General features: G+C 66.9%; 16 protein-coding genes. 6 read left to right on the forward strand and 10 right to left on the reverse strand.

The window, feature by feature from the left end; genetic code table 11:
• Positions 1–103 precede the first annotated feature (103 nt).
• Positions 104–976 carry a UTP--glucose-1-phosphate uridylyltransferase GalU gene (gene galU / locus Q9293_RS17685; protein ID WP_306248791.1) on the forward strand — a complete coding sequence of 291 codons (873 nt, stop codon included), beginning with the start codon at positions 104–106 and terminating at the stop codon, positions 974–976.
• On the opposite strand, the gene Q9293_RS17690 is transcribed toward galU, so the two are convergent.
• Genes Q9293_RS17690 through mnmG form a run of 4 tightly spaced genes read right to left on the reverse strand, consistent with a single transcriptional unit; the run spans position 973 to position 5,742 of the window.
• Positions 973–3,078 carry a cation-translocating P-type ATPase gene (locus Q9293_RS17690; protein ID WP_306248792.1) on the reverse strand — a complete coding sequence of 702 codons (2,106 nt, stop codon included), beginning with the start codon at positions 3,076–3,078 and terminating at the stop codon, positions 973–975. The two genes, galU and Q9293_RS17690, sit on opposite strands and share 4 nt — an antisense overlap.
• A gap of 13 nt (positions 3,079–3,091) precedes the next feature.
• Complete coding sequence (locus tag Q9293_RS17695; RefSeq protein ID WP_306248794.1) at positions 3,092–3,298, reverse strand: heavy-metal-associated domain-containing protein; 207 nt, start codon at positions 3,296–3,298, stop codon at positions 3,092–3,094.
• A gap of 17 nt (positions 3,299–3,315) precedes the next feature.
• A complete protein-coding gene (locus Q9293_RS17700) occupies positions 3,316–3,789 on the reverse strand; it encodes a MerR family transcriptional regulator (protein WP_306248796.1) in 474 nt (157 codons plus the stop codon).
• Between the two features lie 54 nt (positions 3,790–3,843).
• Entirely contained in the window at positions 3,844–5,742 is a 1,899-nt protein-coding gene (gene mnmG / locus Q9293_RS17705) for a tRNA uridine-5-carboxymethylaminomethyl(34) synthesis enzyme MnmG (protein ID WP_306252454.1), read from the reverse strand.
• 88 nt (positions 5,743–5,830) lie between these two features.
• Between mnmG and pssA the strand changes: the two genes are divergently transcribed.
• Genes pssA through Q9293_RS17725 form a run of 4 tightly spaced genes read left to right on the forward strand, consistent with a single transcriptional unit; the run spans position 5,831 to position 11,036 of the window.
• A complete protein-coding gene (pssA, locus tag Q9293_RS17710) occupies positions 5,831–6,670 on the forward strand; it encodes a CDP-diacylglycerol--serine O-phosphatidyltransferase (RefSeq protein WP_306248798.1) in 840 nt (279 codons plus the stop codon).
• 48 nt (positions 6,671–6,718) lie between these two features.
• Positions 6,719–7,387 (forward strand): ABC transporter ATP-binding protein, encoded by a 669-nt coding sequence (locus Q9293_RS17715; RefSeq protein WP_306248800.1) that lies wholly within the window; start codon positions 6,719–6,721, stop codon positions 7,385–7,387.
• Positions 7,384–9,948 (forward strand): ABC transporter permease, encoded by a 2,565-nt coding sequence (locus tag Q9293_RS17720; RefSeq protein WP_306248802.1) that lies wholly within the window; start codon positions 7,384–7,386, stop codon positions 9,946–9,948. Before Q9293_RS17715 ends, Q9293_RS17720 begins: the two co-directional genes overlap by 4 nt.
• Positions 9,945–11,036 (forward strand): lipocalin-like domain-containing protein, encoded by a 1,092-nt coding sequence (locus tag Q9293_RS17725; RefSeq protein WP_306248804.1) that lies wholly within the window; start codon positions 9,945–9,947, stop codon positions 11,034–11,036. Before Q9293_RS17720 ends, Q9293_RS17725 begins: the two co-directional genes overlap by 4 nt.
• Positions 11,037–11,045: 9 nt before the next feature.
• On the opposite strand, the gene Q9293_RS17730 is transcribed toward Q9293_RS17725, so the two are convergent.
• The 6 genes from Q9293_RS17730 to Q9293_RS17755 form a co-directional block, all read right to left on the reverse strand.
• Positions 11,046–11,546: a hypothetical protein gene (locus tag Q9293_RS17730; protein WP_306248806.1), complete on the reverse strand. Its 501-nt coding sequence runs from the start codon at positions 11,544–11,546 to the stop codon at positions 11,046–11,048.
• A gap of 79 nt (positions 11,547–11,625) precedes the next feature.
• A complete protein-coding gene (locus tag Q9293_RS17735; RefSeq protein ID WP_306248808.1) occupies positions 11,626–12,999 on the reverse strand; it encodes a NupC/NupG family nucleoside CNT transporter in 1,374 nt (457 codons plus the stop codon).
• 64 nt (positions 13,000–13,063) lie between these two features.
• On the reverse strand, positions 13,064–13,420 hold the full coding sequence (locus Q9293_RS17740; protein WP_306248810.1) for a hypothetical protein: 357 nt from the start codon (positions 13,418–13,420) through the stop codon (positions 13,064–13,066).
• 38 nt (positions 13,421–13,458) lie between these two features.
• On the reverse strand, positions 13,459–13,833 hold the full coding sequence (locus tag Q9293_RS17745) for a DUF2752 domain-containing protein (RefSeq protein WP_306248812.1): 375 nt from the start codon (positions 13,831–13,833) through the stop codon (positions 13,459–13,461).
• Positions 13,830–14,417, reverse strand: coding sequence for a hypothetical protein (locus Q9293_RS17750; protein WP_306248814.1), 588 nt, complete (start codon positions 14,415–14,417; stop codon positions 13,830–13,832). The genes Q9293_RS17745 and Q9293_RS17750 overlap by 4 nt, the downstream gene beginning before the upstream one ends.
• A 96-nt stretch (positions 14,418–14,513) precedes the next feature.
• The gene (locus tag Q9293_RS17755) at positions 14,514–15,209 is read right to left on the reverse strand and encodes a hypothetical protein (protein WP_306248816.1); all 696 of its coding nucleotides are present in this window, start codon (positions 15,207–15,209) and stop codon (positions 14,514–14,516) included.
• Positions 15,210–15,282: 73 nt separating this feature from the next.
• Between Q9293_RS17755 and Q9293_RS17760 the strand changes: the two genes are divergently transcribed.
• A complete protein-coding gene (locus Q9293_RS17760; RefSeq protein ID WP_306248818.1) occupies positions 15,283–17,955 on the forward strand; it encodes a HEAT repeat domain-containing protein in 2,673 nt (890 codons plus the stop codon).
• Positions 17,956–17,988: the final 33 nt, after the last annotated feature.

Below are 17,988 nucleotides of genomic sequence, written 5' to 3' on the forward strand. Positions count from 1 at the left end.
GACTAACACCCACATCCCAAAGTGCAAGAGAAAATTTACAGAGAGGGCCCCAATCCTTCATTCCCGGCCCATCCTTGGGCCATCATGGGCCATCGGAGTAGCCATGAAGACCCTTCGCAAGGCCGTCATCCCCGTCGCGGGCCTGGGCACCCGCTTCTTGCCGGCCACCAAGGCGCAACCCAAGGAAATGCTGCCCTTGGTCGATACCCCGGTGATCCAGTACGTGGTCGAAGAAGCCATCCGGGCCGGCGTGGAAAGCCTTGTGCTGGTCACCGGTCGCGGCAAGGCGGCCATCGAAAACCATTTCGACGTCTCCTTCGAGTTGGAAGACACCCTGCGCCGCCGCGGCAAGCAGGAGGATCTCGATCTGATCCAGGGCATCAGCCACCTCGCCCAGTTCGCCTATGTGCGCCAAGGCGAACCGCTCGGCCTGGGCCACGCAGTGCTCTGCGCGCGCCACGCTGTGGGTGATGAGTCCTTCGCACTGCTGCTGGGCGATGATGTCTTCGACGAACGCGATTCCGCGCTTGACGCGCTCATCGCGGCCTACCACGCCACTGGCAAATCAGTGGTGGGTGTCCAGGAAGTCCCCCTCGATCATGTCTCCCGCTATGGCATCGTCAACGCACCGATGAACCCGGGCGATGCCTGGGATGTGACAACCATTGTCGAAAAGCCTGACCCTGCTCATGCACCCAGCCGATGGGCGGTGGTGGGCCGCTACGTGCTAGAGCCCCGAGTGTTCGACCACCTTGCGGCGCTCGAACCCGGCGTAGGTGGCGAATACCAGCTCACCGATTCCCTGGCGGAGCTGGCCCGGGAAGGCAGGCTGGTGGCGGCGCCCATCCCCGCCAAGCGCTTCGACACCGGCAACAAGCTGGACTACCTGAAGGCCAACGTGGAGTTCGCCCTGAAGCGGGACGATCTCCACGACGACTTCGCCACCTACCTGAAAGAGCTGGCTCGCGATCTTTAGCGTCTCAAGCGAAGAGCATTCAGCACGACGGTGAGGGAACTCAGCCCCATCGCCACCCCTGCCAGCATGGGGCCCCCAAAGCGCTCCAGTTGGCCCAGAGCCGCCAGAGGCACCAGCATCAGGTTGTAGCCGAAGGCCCAGCCCAGGTTCTGGCGAATCACGCGGTGCATCCGTATGGCCAGATCCCGTGCCGCCAGGATGGACTCAAGGCCCGAGCGCATAAGCACCAATGGCGCCGCAGCCATGGCCGCAGCCGTGCCCCGGTCCCCGCCGCCCGAACCCATGGCGATGCCGCAATCCGCCTGTGCCAATGGGGGCGCATCGTTGACTCCATCCCCCACAAACCCAACCACCGCCCCGTTGGCCTGAAGCGCTTTCAAGTGCGCCAGTTTTCCCTCGGGGCGCACACCCGCCACGACTTTCGTGATACCCGCAGCCTCCGCCATCATCCGGGCGGGCTCTTCGCGATCGCCCGTGAGCAGATGCAGCCGGAGGCCCCGCGCCTTCAGGGCCCCAACCACCGTCGCAGCCTCAGCCCTCAACTGGTCGCCCAGCACGAAGACCCCTTGCAACCCCCGTTCATCGGCCAGCCCCACCACGGTGCTGTCCGCTTCCACCTTCGGAAAGAAGAGTCCCAGGAAGGCCGCATTCCCCAAGCGCCAGGCACGACCCGTGACGGTTCCAGATATGCCGCCACCAGGGAAGGCGCGGAAGCCTTTCACCTCAAGCAGCGTTCCGGCATGCGCCGCGCCGATCCCCCGGGCGATGGGATGCTCCGAATCCCGTTCGAGGCTGGCCGCCACTTGCAGCAGATCTGCCTCGGGCATGTCTCCCACCGTCATTACTCGCCTCACCCTTGGCCGCCCCTCGGTCAAGGTGCCCGTCTTATCGAAGACCAGGTCCGTCGCTTGGCCCAAGGCCTCCAGAGCCGCAGCATCCCTCACCAGCACACCTTTCCGGGCGGCCGAGCCAATGCCCACCATGACGGCCACCGGGGTCGCCAACCCGAGTGCACAAGGACAGGCAATCACCAACAGCGTCACGGCGGGCCGCCAGGCATGGGCCCAACCCCCGCCCAGCCACCACCAACCCACGAACGTCATCACCGCCAGCAGGAGGATCACGGGCACAAACACGGCGCTGATGCGATCCGCCAGATCCTGCGCCGGGGCCTTGGAACCCTGGGCCTGAGCCACCATGGCCGCCATGCGGGCCAGTTGCGTATCCGCGCCCACCGCCTGGATCTCCAATTCCAACGCCGATCCGTACACCACGGCCCCGGCCACCAGGGCATCACCCAATCCTTTGGCTATGGGTAGAGGCTCGCCCGTGAGCATGGATTCGTCCACTTCCGCCTGGCCCGCGCAGATGCGCCCATCCGCAGGAACCGCCTGGCCCGGCAGCACCCGCACCCGATCGCCCGGGTGCAGCGCGGCCACCGGAACTTCCAGCGCAGAGCCGTCCGGCTGCAGGCGCAGGGCCGTGGGCGGGGCCAAATCCAGCAGGGCTTTGAGCGCGTCGGTGGCTTTGGACTTGGCACGGGCCTCCAGATACTTGCCCGTGAGCAGGAAGGCCACCAGCGCCGAGGCAGTCTCGAAACTGAGGTGGTGGGCGCCGTGCCACCACTCACCCAGGGCGAAGGCCCAAGCTACGGCGGATCCCAGCGCGATCAGGGTGTCCATGGAAGCCTGACCGTGGCGCGCCTGGCGGAGGGCCCGTTGGAAGAAGCCAAGTCCCGCGCCGAACACCACCGGTGTGGCCAGAAGCAGCTGCAGCCACCCAGGAAGGTGCAAGCTCACCCCAGGAATCATCATGGCGAGCATGGGTGCAGTCAGTCCCAAGGCGAGGATCATCCGCCTTCGCGCCGGGGCGAGATCCTCACCCTTGGGCCGCTCGGATTCCATCCGAAGCAGGCCGTATCCCGCATCTTCCACCTGTAGCGCCATGATCTCAAAGGATGCCGTTCCCTCCACGGACACCGTGGCCATGGCCAAATTCACCGAAGCCGCAGACACGCCGGGAGTCCCTTGCAGGGCCTTCTCCACGTGCCGCACGCAGGAGGCGCAGGTCATGCCCGTCACGGCGTAGGTTTGTAGGCTCACGGCGTCTCCAGCCTCAAACGGTTCCGACCAGGTCGTAGCCTGCTTCCGCCACTCGGGCGGCCAGGGCTTCCATGGAGGCGGTGCCTTCCACCGCAGCCGTGCCCTTGGCCAGATCCACGGTCACGGCCACCACGCCGGGCACGGCCCGGAGAGCCTTTTCCACATGCTTGACGCAGCCGCCGCAGGTCATGCCATTCACACGATAGGTCTTGGTATCCATGGTTTCTCTCCTGAAGATCAGTGCTTGGTTTCTGAAAACTTCGGCAGGCGCGAGGCCTCCGACAGCAGGGTTTCCATGATGTTGCAGCCCACGGGACTGCTCTGTCCGTCCGGGGTGCCGAGGGCAGCCCGCAGGATGTCAACCAGCACTTTGATCTCCTCCAGCTTGGCCTCCAGGGCGCTCAGCTTCCCACCCAGGGCCTCGCGTACCTGGCCGCAGGGGACCTGGTTCTGGCGAAGGGTCTTCAGCAGCTCCTGGATCTCCTCCAGGCTGAAGCCTGCGGCCTGGGCCGCTCGGAGGATCCCCACCCAGTGGATGGCCTCAGGCGGGAAGAGCCGGTAACCCTTGAGGGAGCGGGGCAGGTCGCCAAACACGCCGGCATCCGCATAGAACCGCAGGTTGCGGATGGTCAGGCCGGAGCGTTCCGCCAGTTGGCCGATCTTCAGCATCCGGCCGGCGGGCTTAGAAAGCGCTTCGACTGGATGTGCCATGAAAACCTCCCGCTCATCTTCCCCCCAAGGTTAGGGTTCCAGTCCGCTGGAGACTCAAGGGTGATTTTCACCTTGGGTGGCGGAATGGTGGGAGCGGTGGATGAGCAGGTGAAGGATGGTCACCGCCGCGGGCGTGATGCCGGGGATCCGACTGGCCTGGCCCAGGGTTTCGGGGCGGTGCAGCGCCAGCTTTTCCAGCACCTCTCGGGAAATGCCCTGGAGGTGCTCCACCCGCAGGTCCGAAGGAATCCGCACATGGTCCCAGGCACGCTGGCCTTCAAGCAGCCGAGCTTCGCGTTCGCGGTAGGGGGCGTAACGGAGGTCGAAGAGCAGCAGATCGCGCTCCGTGGCGGGGCTCCAGCCCGACTGCTGCAGATCCCAGCCTTCCAACTGCGCCAGGCAGGCATCGGCCTCGACCGTACCGATCTGCTGGCGACGGAACAGCTCGGAGAGGCTCAGGCCCGCCTCCAGGCGGATGCCCGCGCCGGCCGCGATGGGTCCGAAGGGGCTGGTCTGGGTGACCCAGGCCTCCTCGCACTGAGCTTTCAGGCGCTCCCGCCGCTGAGCCCGGGCCTCCACCTGGGCCAGTTCGCCCGCCGATAGCGCGCCCACCGCCCGCGCGACGGGAAGCAACCGGCCATCCGCCAGATCGCAAGCCAGGCCCAGCCGATGTTCTGCCCGGGCCGTGAGCATGCGGTAGGGCTCGTCGGTGCCCTTGGTGACGAGGTCATCCACCATCACGCCCATATAGGCTTGTTCCCGACCCAGCACGATGGGCTCCTGCACGCGCAGCCAGCGCACGGCATTGATGCCAGCCAGGACGCCCTGGCCCGCCGCCTCTTCGTAGCCGGTGGTGCCGTTGATCTGGCCCGCGAACCAGACGCCCTCCAGACCCTCCACCGAGAGGTCGCGTTGGAGTTGCAAAGGGTCGAAGCTGTCGTACTCGATGGCGTAGCCGGGACGCAGGATCTCGGCCGCCTCGAAACCCGGGAGGCTCCGCACCATGCGCAGCTGCACTTCCGGCGGCATGGAGGTGGAAAGCCCCGCCAGGTAGATCTCCTCGGTCTCAAGGCTTTCAGGCTCCACGAAGATCTGATGGCGGCCCTTGTCCGGGAACTTCACGAACTTGTCTTCGATGGAGGGGCAATAGCGGGGGCCCACGCCTTCGATGTGCCCGCCGTAGAGGCTCGACTTGGGAAGATTCTCCCGCACGATGGCCTCGGTTTCCCGCGTGGTGTGCACGATGTGGCAGGGCACCTGGGGCTGGGGGATGCCGGTGCTGAAGAAGCTGAAGGGGCGGGGTGGCTGATCGCCGGGTTGTTCCTCCAGGCGCGTGAAGTCGATGGAGCCCTTGGCCAGGCGCGGGCTGGTGCCCGTCTTCAGCCGACGGTGCCGCAGGCCCAGGGCCCGCAACTGCTCCGCCAGATGCGTGCTGGCCGGTTCGCCCGCGCGGCCCGCCTCCAGACGCTTCTCACCAATGAGGATGCGCCCATTGAGGAAGGTGCCACTGGTGACCACCACGGCATCGCAGGGAAGGATGGAGCCATCCAGCAGCTCAACCCCCTTCAGGCCCCGGGTGCCTTCTTCCCATAGCAGGCCTGCGGCGGTGCCCTGACGAAGCCGCAAGTTGGGCGTGTGCTCCAGCAGGCTGCGGGCGGCGATGCGGTACTTCACCTTGTCCGCCTGGGCCCGGGGGCCGCGCACAGCCACGCCACGGCTTTCGTTGAGGATGCGGAAATGGATGCCAGTGGCGTCGATGAGTCGACCCATGGCGCCGCCCAGGGCATCGAGCTCGCGCACCATGTGGCCCTTGCCCACCCCGCCGATGCTGGGGTTGCAGCTCATCTGGCCAATCTGATCCAGGTTCATGGTGAGCAGGGAAGTGGCCATGCCCATGCGGGCCGCGATGTACGCAGCTTCGATTCCGGCATGTCCTCCGCCAATCACCACCACATGCTTCAAAGGTTCCTCCGAAGGTTGTCAGGATACCCTTCCGCGAGCGCATCCTCCGCCCCGGCCCAGGATATGAGAAACTGGGGTCATGCGACCCCGTCTGAGTCCCGAGGAACGCCGCGACCGTCGAAGGCGCGCCATGCGACGGTCCATGTTCGTGCTGCCCTCCAGCATCACCATGGCCTCCGTCTTCTGCGGCTTCTCCAGTGTGGTCATGTCCATCAATGCCGCCGGGGCCACACCGGAACGCTACTTCCTGTGGGCCGCGGGCCTCCTGGTATTGGCAGGGGTCTTTGATGGCCTCGACGGCCGCGTGGCCCGCGCCACCAACACCGCCACGGAATTCGGCGTGCAGCTGGACAGCCTGGCGGACGTGGTGAGCTTCGGCATGGCCCCGGCCATCCTCGCCTACCGTTATGCCTTCTTCCAGCTGGGCATCCACGATTCCAACGTCCGCGCCGCGGGTTGGGCCGCCTGTTTCGTCTTCACCGCCTGTGGGGCGCTGCGACTGGCCCGCTTCAACGTGCAAGTCGGGGCCGTGGACTCCCGCTATTTCGTGGGCCTGCCCATTCCCGCCGGTGCCGCCTGCGTGGCCTCGGTGATCATCTGGCACCCCACACCACCCGACACCGCTGGGCTGGCTTATTCCTTCGCTGCTGGGCTCTTCCTTGTGGGCCTGTTGATGGTGTCCACCATTCGCTTCTCCAGTTTCAAGAAGCGCGCCACCAGCCCCCGCGCGGCCATGGTGACCAACCTGAGCATCGTGCTGCTGCTGGCCCTGTCCATCCTGCTGCGACAGCGCTTCTTCATTTGTTTCTTTGCCGCCTACATCACGCTGAGCCTGGCCATGAACCTGGCTTGGAAGGCCGGCTGGCGGGGCATCGAACCGCCCCATGACGGCGTCGACGATCCTGATACGGTGCACTGACCGCCGACCAGGCGCCTTGCTCCAAAGCGGAGAAGACTGGAGTGGCCCATGGCAGTTCTTGAAGCACGGGGCGTGGGCAAACGCTTCGAAGCACGCTGGGTGCTGCGAGGCCTGGATCTCGACCTGGAGGTTGGCGAGCGCGTGGCACTCCTGGGCCCCTCCGGCTGCGGCAAAACCACCTTCCTGAACCTGCTGGGTGGCCTCGACCGCCCGGACGAAGGCACCATCCTCCTCGACCGTGAAAGGCTGCATGACGCCGACCCCGCGCGGCTCGCGGAGCTGCGGCGCTCGCGCCTGGGCACCATCTTCCAGTTCTTCCACCTCATCCCCACCCTCACGGCCGAGGAAAACCTGGAACTGCCGCTGCGGATGCTGGGCTGGCCCGAAGGGCGGATTCTTGAACGGCGCCGCGAACTCATCGAGGCCGTGGGCTTGGCCCATCGGGCCGAGGCCTGGCCTTCGGAGTTGTCCGGCGGCGAGATGCAACGGGTCGCCGTGGCCCGGGCCCTGGCGGCACGGCCGGCGGTGCTGCTGGCCGACGAGCCCACCGGCAACCTGGATCGCGCCTCGGGCCAGGCCGTTCTCGACCTGCTGGCCGAGCTCACGGAACAGCAGGGCTCGGCCCTGATCATGGTCACGCACTCCGAATCCGCTGCCCGCATCTGCCATCGGGTTCTGCGCATGGAAGACGGCCGCATCCTCGTCGGCGCGCCTTGAACTGGCTGGTCCGGCGTCTCGTGCTGCGCGCCCTCCTGCGCGAGTGGGGACGGGCCCTGCTCACCCTGGCCGCCGTGGCCCTGGGCGTGGCGGTGTTCCTCTCCATCCGCCTGGCCAATCGAGCGGCCGTGGCCAGCTTCGAGCAGTTCACGCAAGGGGTGGGGCAGGGCTCGGATCTGGTGATGCGCGCCGATGCTGGCCCGCTGCGGGAATCGCTCCTGCCCGGGCTGCGGCCCCTGACAGAATGGGGGTGGATGCGGCCGGTGATTGAAGGCAGCTTCGCCCGAACTGGCACCCTGGAGGCCTTCCAGCTGATGGGCCTGGATCTGGTGGGAATCGGAAGTGCCCGCGACGAGGCGGCCAGCAGCGATCAAGCCCAGGTTTCAACCGACGGAACGGCTGCGTTCTACACCGTGATCCAGGATCCGCATGCGGTGCTCATCACTGCGGCCCTGGCTGCCGAAGGGTTGCGGCCCGGCGACGTTCTGGAGGGCTACGTCCAGGACCGTCCCGTGCGACTGCGCGCGGCAGGCGTGCTGCCCGAGCGGCCCAACCAGCCCCGGCTGCAGCGGAACCTCCTGGTCATGGACTTGCCCGCGGCCCAGAAGGCGCTCGGGCGGGAAGGCGAGCTGGATCGCCTTGAATGGGGCCTCCGCCCTGGGGCGCGCCTGGAGGATCTGGAGGCCGCAGCCCGCCGCCTGCTGCCACCGGGACTGGCCCTGGAACCGCCGGAACAAAGGGCCGAAAGCGGGCGGACCATGACCGCGGCCTTCCGCTTCAACCTCACCATCCTCAGCCTCATCGCCCTGGCCGTGGGGGCCTACCTGCTCTTCCAGGCCTTCGATGCCTCCGTGAACCGGCGGCGGGAAACCTGGGCCACGCTGCGGGCCCTGGGCCAGTCGCCCTCCGGCGTCCTGGGCCTGGTGCTGGGGGAGGCGGCCCTGCTCGGCCTGCTGGGCAGCCTGCTGGGCCTCGGCCTGGGCTGGCTGTTGGCCCAGGTCAGTGTCCGCGCCGTCAGCCAGACCGTGAACGCCCTGTATGGCGCCAGCGCCGCCCGCAGCGCCGCCCTGCATGGCGGTGAATCCGCCCTGGCCATCGCGGCCGGGCTGCTGGCCTGCCTCCTGGCGGCTTGGATTCCCGCGCGGAGGGCGGCGGGAACTCCGCCGGTCCAGCTTTTGGCCCGTGACGGCGGACCCGCCCCCCTGCGCTGGGGCCTGCTGGGCCTCAGCGGCGGCCTGGCCCTGCTGCTCGGCCTCGCCTTCGCCTATGGGGTTCATCCCTCTCCCGGCGTGGCCTGGCATGCCTATCTCGGTTCGGCCTTCGCCTTGCTGGGAGGCTCCCTTTTGGCCGTGGCACTCATGCCCCTGCTGGGTCAGCCGGGACACGGGACTCGCCGCTGGCGGTTGCGCTTGGCGCTGCGCCCCCTCCGCCGTCCCACGGGTCGGCACGGTTTCGCCGCCGCCGCCCTGGCCGTGGCGGTGGGCATGGCCACGGGCATGGGCGTCATGGTGGAGAGCTTTGAACGCACGGTGCTGGTCTGGATCGGCAGCAGCCTCCGGGCTGATCTCTATGTGGCTCCCTTGGGGGCCGCCGGGGCGGGCACCCAGCACCGCCTGAGCGGCGAAACCGCCGAGGCGGTGGCCGCCGATCCCGCTGTGGCAGCCGCCGACCGGTTCCAGATGCTGCCCATTTCCTTTCGCGGACGTCCCACCTTCCTGGGGGCTGGGGACATGGGCATCCAGGCCGCCCGGGGCGGGCTGATCCTGGCAGCCGGGGGGCCTTTTCCAGGGCCCCTTCTCGCCATGCGGAACGGCGGGCTGCGCGATCCCGGCGCACTCGTATCGGAAACCTTCGCCCGGCATTTCGGCGTCAAGGTGGGGGAAGTCCTGGATCTTCCTGTCCCCGGCGGCACCCGGTCCGTCACCGTCCGCGGCGTTCTCGCGGACTATGGCAACGAGCGGGGCAGCCTGATCCTGGATCGTCCGGTCTTTCTGGCCTGGTTCGGCGATGCGCGGGTGGCGAGCCTGGCGCTGTATCTGCGGCCTGGCGAAACCGCCGAACTGGTCGCCGCGAGGCTGCGGCGGGACCACCCGGCGCTGCAGGTGCGCAGCAATGGTGCGCTGCGGGCCCAGGTCACCACCATCTTCCGGCAGACCTTCGCCCTCACCTACGCCCTGGAAGCCATCGGCCTGCTGGTCGCCGTGCTGGGCCTTGGCCAAGGACTGACAGGCCTGGCCCTGGCCCGCCGCGGCGAGATCTGGTCCCTGCGGGCCCTGGGCGCCACCCGGGCCGACCTCACCCTCATCCTCATGCTGGAGGGTCTCGGCGTGGCGCTGGCAGGTTTGCTGGCCGGGCTGGGGCTCGGTCTGATCCTGGCGAGAATCCTCGTGGATGTACTCAACCCGCAGGTCTTCGGCTGGACCCTGAGCTTCTCGATCCCCTGGCCTTTCCTGGGCCTGATTTCGACCGCCACCGTGGCCGCCGCCCTGCTGGTACTGGCGCCCACGGCCCGGTGGGGCTCTCGCCTGGGTGCGGATCGGGAAGTGGAGGAGGGCGCATGAAGGCCATTCTGCTGACCGGGCTGTTGGGGTTCGCGCAAGTCTCCGGTTCAGGAACGCCCCAGGCGGAGCCGTTCGCCGTGGCCAAATCCGGCTACGCCTTCGCCTTTCCCAGGGATCACGGCAGCCATCCCACGTTCCGCACGGAATGGTGGTACCTCACCGGGCATCTCTGGACGCAGGACGCCAGCCGCCGTTTCGGGTACCAGCTCACCTTCTTCAGGCAAGCCTCTCCTCGGACGGCCTGGACCGGTTCCGGCGCCTGGCGCAGTGATCAGCTTCACCTGGCCCACGCGGTTCTCACCGATGAAACAAGCCATCGCTTTCTGGTGGATGAACGGCTTGATCGGGCCGGATTGCTGGCCGGATCTGCAGAGGATCGGCTGGAGGTGTTCCAGCAGGACTGGCGTGTGGAGCAGCGACCCTCGGGGCAGATCCATCTGCGCATGACGGTGCGGGGCGCGGTTCTGGAGCTCGATCTGAATCCCGCCACGCCGCCGGTGATCTTCGGCGAGCAGGGTGTCAGCCGCAAAGGGGCCGACCCCAGCGCCGCCAGCCACTACATCACCTATCCCCGCCTGGAGAGCCGCGGCCAGCTGCGCCTGCCGGAGGGGTCCGCCCTCTCAGTGCATGGCCTTGGCTGGATGGACCACGAGTTCAGCTCCAATCAACTCGATCAGGGGCAGGTGGGCTGGGACTGGGCGGGCATCCAGCTGCGGGATGGCCGCAGCCTCATGGCCTATCGCCTTAGGAGGCAGGATGGCAGCCAGGATCCCTTCTCCACGGTGACGGAAGTCGACGTCAAAGGCCGCATTCTCCGCAGCACCCATGCCTTCGAGATGCGCGGCGCGGGGGCTTGGCGCAGCCCGAAAAGTGGCGCGACCTACCCCATTCCTCTGGTGCTCGAAGCCTGGGGTCAGCGTCTCACGCTGGTGCCGGTCCTGACAGATCAGGAACTGCGGACCGGGCGCAGCACGGGCATCACCTACTGGGAGGGTGCCTGCCGGGTGCTGGATGAGGCCAACCGGGAGGCGGGCCAGGCCTACCTGGAACTCACGGGGTACGCGCATTCCCTCAAGGGAAGGTTCTGAGTCCTGAGGCTACAGCGTGGTGGCACCTGCCGGCACGGCCACACCCGCAACGGCCGCGACCTTGGCGTTGGACATGAGCTTGCCTCCCGTGCCCGGCCCCACGCCCAGCGCCGCGCCCTGCTTGACGCCCGCCTCGGTGGTGGCCGCAGTGGGCACCTTGATGGCGGCCATGCGCTGAATGAGGAAGGTCGCCGCGGCGGAGCCATCCCCCACGATCCGGTCGCCTGCCAGCAGCACAATGGCGTCTGGCTTCCGACCGGACAAGGTGCTGATGGCCTTTCCCATGTCCTGGGGACCTTTCACGTCCACCACCATGACCTTCATGCCCGCCGCCGCTCCCGTCAGCGTGGACAGGGCGCCCTTGCTGCCGTTGGAATCACAGACCACGGCGATGGTTTCGCAGGTGGGCCAGGATTTCTTCATGGCGCCAAACAGTGCATCGTAGTCACCGGCCATCAATCCCGATGCGGAAAACGCAAGGATCGCCACTGCAGACCAAACCCTCGACATGATTCCTCCGATTGGATATGGGGCTTATCGGCAAAAAAATCCTGGGCTGGAGCTTTGCACAACTCAAGGCTTTTTCCAACTAAGTAAGGATGCCCGCGATGCAGGCGCTCAGGAAATTGGCCAGGGTTCCGGCCAGCATGGCCCGGACTCCCAGGCGGGCCAGGTCCCCGCGGCGCTCTGGCACCAGGGCGCCGATGCCCCCTACCTGGATGGCGATGCTGCTGAAGTTGGCGAAGCCGCAGAGGGCAAAGGTGGAGATGAGGCGCGCCTTGGCGGAGAGGTTGGTCATGGCGCCCAGATCGAGGAAGGCCACGAATTCGTTCACGACCATGCGCTTGCCCAACAGCCCGCCCACCTGGCCGGCTTCACTCCAAGGCACGCCCATGAGGAAGGCGGGGATCTTGAACACGCCGCCCAGCACCCACTCCAGGCTGAAGCCGGGGTGGATGGCCTTCATGAGGCCGTTGATGAGGAAGATCAGGGCGATGAAGGCGATGAGCATGACGGCCACATTGAAGGCCAGCTGGCCCCCCTCGAAGGCGCCGCGGGCTGCGGCGTCCAGCACGTTGGCATCGTGATTGGGGATGTCCACCTTGATCTCGCCGGCGGTTTCAGGGGTTCCGGTCTCGGGCTCTAGCAGCTTGGCCATCATCACCGCGCCGGGCGCCGTCATGATCACGGCCGTCAGCAGGTGGACGATGTCGACATGGGCCACCTGGACGTAGGCCACCATGATGCTGCCGGACACATGGGCCATGCCCGCGGTCATGATCACCATGAGCTCGCTGCGGGTCATCTTCGCCAAGAAGGGGCGGATGGTGAGCGGGGCCTCGGTCTGGCCCATGAGGATGCTGGCCGCCACGCTGACGCTCTCGGCGCCGGACACCTTCAGGAAACGGCCCATGGCCCGCGCGGCGGCGGTGACCACCCACTGCATGACCCCCAGGTAGTAGAGCACCGCGAAGATCGAAGCCACGAAGATGATGGTGGGCAGCACCGCAAAGGCGAAGACCATGCCCACTTTCCCGCCGGGACCATCCGACAGGGATCCGAAGACGAAACTGGCGCCCTCATGCGCATAGGCCATGAGGTGCTCGACCACCACGCGCATCTTGTCGAAGGTGGAACCCACCAGGTTGCCCCGCAGCAGGCCCAGCACGATGACGCCGAACAGGCCCCAGTTGAGCGTCTTGTTCTCATAGGACGCAAAGCGCCGCAGCAGCAGGGGCGTGAACATCAGCACCAGCACCACCCAGCCGGCGCCCTTCGGGAAGGGCAGGAAGGAGAGCAGGCTGGAGATCACTGTCCCCTTGAGCACGATGAGGGCGAAGATCCACTGCAGGCCCAATCCCCAGAGGATCGTCCGCCAGTGGATGGCACTGCGCTTGTGCGACAGGAGGTACGCCAGGGCTACAAAGGCCGCGATGCCGGCCAGTCCAATAAAACGTTCCATGGGGACTCCTAAAGCCATCCCAGGGATACCTCGCGAACAGGCGGTCTCCCGGGGACGGACAACATCAAAGTTCGTGGTTCAGGGCCTCGATGGCCTGCTCCATGTGGAAGCGGGCCCGACCCAGCAGACCCTCCCGTTGCATCACCAGCACCAGGGTGCACTGCTCCTTGGCACCCACCATGAGGATCCAGTGCTGGTCCGTGGCGAAGGCCACCTGCTTCACCTCGCCGCGGTCGAATTCCTCCACCGCCTGCTGCAAGTGCCGTTTCACCACGTGCTGATAGGCGCCGAGCAGCTGCAGCCCCTCGTTGGACACCTGGATGGTGCGGAAGCAGATGGGATCGCCATCACGGTCATTGAACGTCGCGGCCAAGGCCTCGGGCACGCGTTCGATGAGCTGATCCAGAATTTGCTGGAACATGTCGGGACTCCGGTGATGCGTGCCCCAGCATGACCGGACTAGATCCCCCGCGCCACCTGCAGAGCCCAGATCCCCAGCAGGAGCGCCCAGATGGACAGCCTTGAAACCCAGGAATCCGGCAGCCTGGGGTAGGGCTCCTTCCGCCAGGCGCGACGGAGATCCCACACCGATACCAGCGGCAAGACGATGGCCATCAAGGCGGCGGCGGGGTGCCAATGGAAGGCCTCCTTCCAATTCCCATGCCCCAGGGCCAGGGCGCAGCGGGTGAACCCGCAGGTGGCGCAGGCGAAGCCCGTGAGGCGCTTGAAGGGGCATTCCGGCCAGGCGGGAAACAGCGGGAGGAGGCGGGTCCCCAGCCAGAGCGCGGCCCATCCACCCAGGGTTCCCAGGGCCACCCAAGGTACCCGCCTCATGCCCCCATCCGCGCGAGGATCAGGCTCAGCAGGACCATCACCAGCACGAAGCCCCCGAACAAAACCGCATGCAGCACTGTGGCCGCCATGCCCCGCCAGGGTTCACAGCCGTGGCGAGCCGCCAGGGCGAAGCCTCGGAACAGCCACAGGTAGCCATCCAGCAGCAGCAGGGGAAGGGCAAGCACCCCGCCCAGCCCCGGAACCCAGGCCAGGAAGCCCACCAGAGTACCCAAGGCGGCCCATCGCAGGGCCTCCGCCTCCGCCAACAGGGAGGTCTTGAAGCCGCGTTTTCCCTTCAAACCACCCAACAACCAGAGGCCAGTGTGGTCCCAGACGGCGTGATGCAGCCAGGTGCCCAGCACCCCCAGAGGCGCCAGCACCAGCAGCCAGGGCCAGAGACGGCCAAAGGAGGGTGGAGCAGGGAGGGACGCCAAAACCTCCCTGACATCCGCCGGATCCACACCCAGGCCTTCCAGCAGGCCCGTCGGCAGAGCCTCGATCCGCAAGGTGCGCCAAGCGGCAAGGGCTCGCCAGGTCGTCCCCAGCAGGTTGATCAGAGCCAGGGGCAGCCAGACCCGAGTCATGGCCCAGACAGCCTGGCCCAGGCTCGCTGGCTCAGTCCGGAACGCCTCCCGCGGCCGCCACAACGCGCGCAGGGACGAGGCGAAAGGCCAGCCCATCTACTTGGCCATGAAGAGGGCCTGGAACTCCCGCAGCGCGATGGGATCGCCATCCCGCTTCAGGGGGCCGTAGAAATCCTTGGGGCTCAGTTCGGCGAATTCCCCGAAGGTGGCCACGTTGCCGTTGATGTAGGCGATGAACTCATCCTGGCGCCCCCGGATGTAGGGCCGGAAGGGCCGGGAGAGCACGCCCAGAATGGCCGAATCCAGCGCCGTCCAGGTTCGCAGGTGGCTGTGGAAGCCATCCTTGGCCTCCCAGTATTGGTACGACGTGAGCATCTTGGCGCCCACGGCGAAGGGCGTCTTCAAGCGTCCCTGGGCCGCCTTCCCCTCCACCAGGTACACGCGGTGGCCCGGGCGCTGGTAGACGAGGCGCAGGGTGCCCTTGAGGCCTCGCGTGTCGTCGATGCTCCAGGCCCCATCGGGATGGGTGAACGCGTAGAAGCCCGGCACAAACTGGCAGTGGCGCCACATGGCCGCGCCGATCACCGGGTGGTCGAAGAGCTTCTCCATGGTGCTGAGCCGCACCTGCTTGGGCTGGGTCTTGGTCTCGAACACGAAATCCGCCCGCTTGACGATGTCCAGAGCCTCGGCCTGGGCCGCTGGCGGAAGGTGCTCGAGGAAATCGGGAGTCTGGGCCTGTAGGCCGAATACCAGAAGGACGGGTGCCAGGAGGGCGGGAAGCAGAGCGCGCATGGGAAAACGCTATCACTTCCCTGGCAAAATGGTGGTTCTTGACCCGGGAGCCCTCCGGGCCGATGGGGAAAGAATGGCCGCGCCACTTCGACACATCCCTGTGACTCCTCTGGACGAGCTCCGCGCCTGCCTGTGCGGCCACCTGGAAGCCGACACCACGGCCCAGGTGCGACTGTTCCAGTTGCTACAGCAGCTCCGCCAAATGGCCCTGCCCGAATTGGGCGCACGGCTGACCAAACCCGCCACGCCTCCGGCCCTGAAACGCTTCATCATGGGCCTCACCGCGAAGTTCGACTGGCCGGAATGGGTGCCCTGGTTGCACCAGGTCCTTCAGCAGGAATCCGACCTCGGCGTGTTCGACGAAGGCTGCGCGGCCCTGGGTCGGCTGGAGATCCGCTCGGCCCGGGAGGCTTTGCAAAAGCTGGCCACTCAACGTACGGATCCTGATCGGCAATTGATCCTCCGCCGGGAACTGGGCGTGCAGGATGCCCAGCAGACACTCGGTTTCTTCCTGGGACGACTCCTCGAAGGCGACACCAACCCTCGGCTGGCGCACCAGGGCGCCCGCGGCTTGGCCGCCTTGGCGGAACCCAAGGATCTGGCCACCCTCTGGGAGGCCCTGGAAGGCACCGACGCGCTGGCCTTCCGGCTTCTGCTCCGGGCCGTGGCCGAACTGCCCGGCACCGAGGCGGGCCCCCGTCTTCTGAAGCTGTTCCAGGAAACCCTGCAGACCCTGGAGGACTTGGAAGCTCTTGAGGGGCTCACCCACCGCCTCCAAGTGGGAGCGCGCACCGCGGCCCGTGCCGACCTGGCCGTGGCTCTGGCCAAGCGCATGGGCGGGGCTTTCGCAACCGACGTGCAAGCCATGCAGCAGGCCTTCTCCGCCGGGGAGACGGGCAACCCGTTACCCCCCATCGAGCGGCTCAAGGAGCAGGCGAAGGGCCCCTATGAACGCTTCGTGACCGAAGCGCTGGCCGTGCTGGTGGAAGGGAAGGTCGCCCGGTTCAGCGCCATGGTCACCGAGGCCCAAGACACCTCCGCCAAGCAGCAGCTGTCCCAAGGCGTCACCCTCAACCAGGTCTGCGAATGCCTGACGCGCCAAACCCTGTCAGGCAGCCTTCCGGCGGCTCAGGTTGTGCCCATTCTCCGGGATGCCTTCGACCGGTTCTCCCATAGCGAAGGGCTGGATCACGCCTTCTGCCGCCTGGTTCCCGCCACCGAAGAGGCCTCCCTCTCCCGCGTTCTGGCCGTGACCGATCCCAAGCGCCGCACCTTCTGCCTGGACGTCTTGGGCGCGCGGGAGGAAGACACCCTGGTGCCCTTTTTCCTGAAGGCCATGGAGGATCCCATCGTCGAAGTGGGACAACGGGCCATGCACCATTTCGGCAAACTGCCCTCCAGTTTCCCGGCGGTCATGGAGCTCTTCCAGTCGGGGCATCCCGAAAAGGTCCGCACAGCGCTGCGCATCTTCACCGTCAACGGCACCAAGGCCGCTGCGGAACCCCTCATGGCACTCCTCAAAACGGACGTGCGAGACGACCTCCTGTTGGAGACCGTGGAAGCCCTGGGCGCCATCCGCTGTCCCACCGCCGCTCCCGTGCTGCTCGACCTGCTGCATGACGGGAAGCCCGCCCGCCTGCAGGAGGCGCTGGTGGAAGCCCTCGCCGAGCTGGCCACCCCCGAAGCCGGGCTCGGCCTCCTGGCCAAATCATCCAACCTCAAACTGCCCCTGGTGCTCATCCGCGCCCTGGAGGGCCTGCTGGCGGCCTTCCCGGGGTTCGAGCGGCCCCTGCCTCAAGACACCCTGGCTCCCCTGGAGCAGCTCATCACGCGCTGCTGCGATGACCGCGAGGGCGAGGGGCAGCGGCTCCGGGCCATCCTGGCCACCCAGCACCTCTACTGCTTCGATCAGGCGCTCTATGCACGCTTGAAGGATGCCTTCTCGGATTTCCTCTTCGACCTCCGCACCAAAGGCGACTGGGATCGGGATACCAATGACCGCGTGGCCGCGGTGGTGAAAGAACTGGGGCGCCGGAGTGCCAGCCTCAGCCACATCGCCGGCAGCGAGGAAAAGGTGCGAGCGCAAGTGAATGGCCTACCCCCCCATGGCCCCAACCGCGCCACGGCCCTCCTGGCCCTCCGCGAGGCCCTGCAAGACCCTGAATTCATCATGCGGACCGAGCTGGCCAAGGAACTGGCGGACTTCGTTCTCCGCGAGCTTCAGCGCGACGAACAGGATTGGCGGGAACTGGCCCGGCTCTGCGAAATTGGCGGCCTCACCCGGCAGCTGGAGCTCGCCGAACCCATCAAGGAGGTCTTCAACCGGGCCACCGGCCTCGGTCTCCGCAGCGCCGCGAAGGAATCCCTCCTGGCCCTGGGGCTGGATGAGGCGGACATCACCCGCAGGGCCCCCATCCGCAGCATCCTCCTGCTGGAGCCCAGCGCCTTCTTTCGCAAGCGGTTGCTCACGGCTCTGGGTCAGGGCTGGGAGGTCCGGGAGGCGGGCAGCCGAACCGAAGCCGAAGCCATCCTGGCGGAAAAGCCCCTGGACCTGGTGATCTCCGAACAGACCGATGCCGAAGGCGACCTGCGGCCCTGGCTGAAAATGCAGGTGGAGAATCGGCGCTGCCGCCAGATTCTCCTCTCCACCGCGGCCCGTGACACCGGTCCTGGCGAGGGCTGGCTCATGGGCGTGCTCTACAAGCCCTACGCTCCCGACGCGCTTCTGAAGGCTCTGGAACCCTGAACGGATCTCAGGCGGCTATGCTTTTTTTCTGAT

The sequence above is a fragment of the Geothrix sp. PMB-07 genome, from assembly GCF_030758935.1.
In the GTDB taxonomy this organism is placed as follows: domain Bacteria; phylum Acidobacteriota; class Holophagae; order Holophagales; family Holophagaceae; genus Geothrix.

Excerpts from the sequence above, each read along its gene's own strand:
- galU (WP_306248791.1), top strand. The coding sequence starts at position 104 with ATGAAGACCCTTCGCAAGGCCGTCATCCCCGTCGCGGGCCTGGGCACC.
- Q9293_RS17695 (WP_306248794.1), bottom strand. The coding sequence starts at position 3,298 with ATGGATACCAAGACCTATCGTGTGAATGGCATGACCTGCGGCGGCTGC.
- Q9293_RS17700 (WP_306248796.1), bottom strand. The coding sequence starts at position 3,789 with ATGGCACATCCAGTCGAAGCGCTTTCTAAGCCCGCCGGCCGGATGCTG.
- pssA (WP_306248798.1), top strand. The coding sequence starts at position 5,831 with ATGCGACCCCGTCTGAGTCCCGAGGAACGCCGCGACCGTCGAAGGCGC.
- Q9293_RS17715 (WP_306248800.1), top strand. The coding sequence starts at position 6,719 with ATGGCAGTTCTTGAAGCACGGGGCGTGGGCAAACGCTTCGAAGCACGC.
- Q9293_RS17725 (WP_306248804.1), top strand. The coding sequence starts at position 9,945 with ATGAAGGCCATTCTGCTGACCGGGCTGTTGGGGTTCGCGCAAGTCTCC.
- Q9293_RS17730 (WP_306248806.1), bottom strand. The coding sequence starts at position 11,546 with ATGTCGAGGGTTTGGTCTGCAGTGGCGATCCTTGCGTTTTCCGCATCG.
- Q9293_RS17735 (WP_306248808.1), bottom strand. The coding sequence starts at position 12,999 with ATGGAACGTTTTATTGGACTGGCCGGCATCGCGGCCTTTGTAGCCCTG.
- Q9293_RS17740 (WP_306248810.1), bottom strand. The coding sequence starts at position 13,420 with ATGTTCCAGCAAATTCTGGATCAGCTCATCGAACGCGTGCCCGAGGCC.
- Q9293_RS17745 (WP_306248812.1), bottom strand. The coding sequence starts at position 13,833 with ATGAGGCGGGTACCTTGGGTGGCCCTGGGAACCCTGGGTGGATGGGCC.
- Q9293_RS17750 (WP_306248814.1), bottom strand. The coding sequence starts at position 14,417 with ATGACTCGGGTCTGGCTGCCCCTGGCTCTGATCAACCTGCTGGGGACG.
- Q9293_RS17755 (WP_306248816.1), bottom strand. The coding sequence starts at position 15,209 with ATGCGCGCTCTGCTTCCCGCCCTCCTGGCACCCGTCCTTCTGGTATTC.
- Q9293_RS17760 (WP_306248818.1), top strand. The coding sequence starts at position 15,283 with ATGGCCGCGCCACTTCGACACATCCCTGTGACTCCTCTGGACGAGCTC.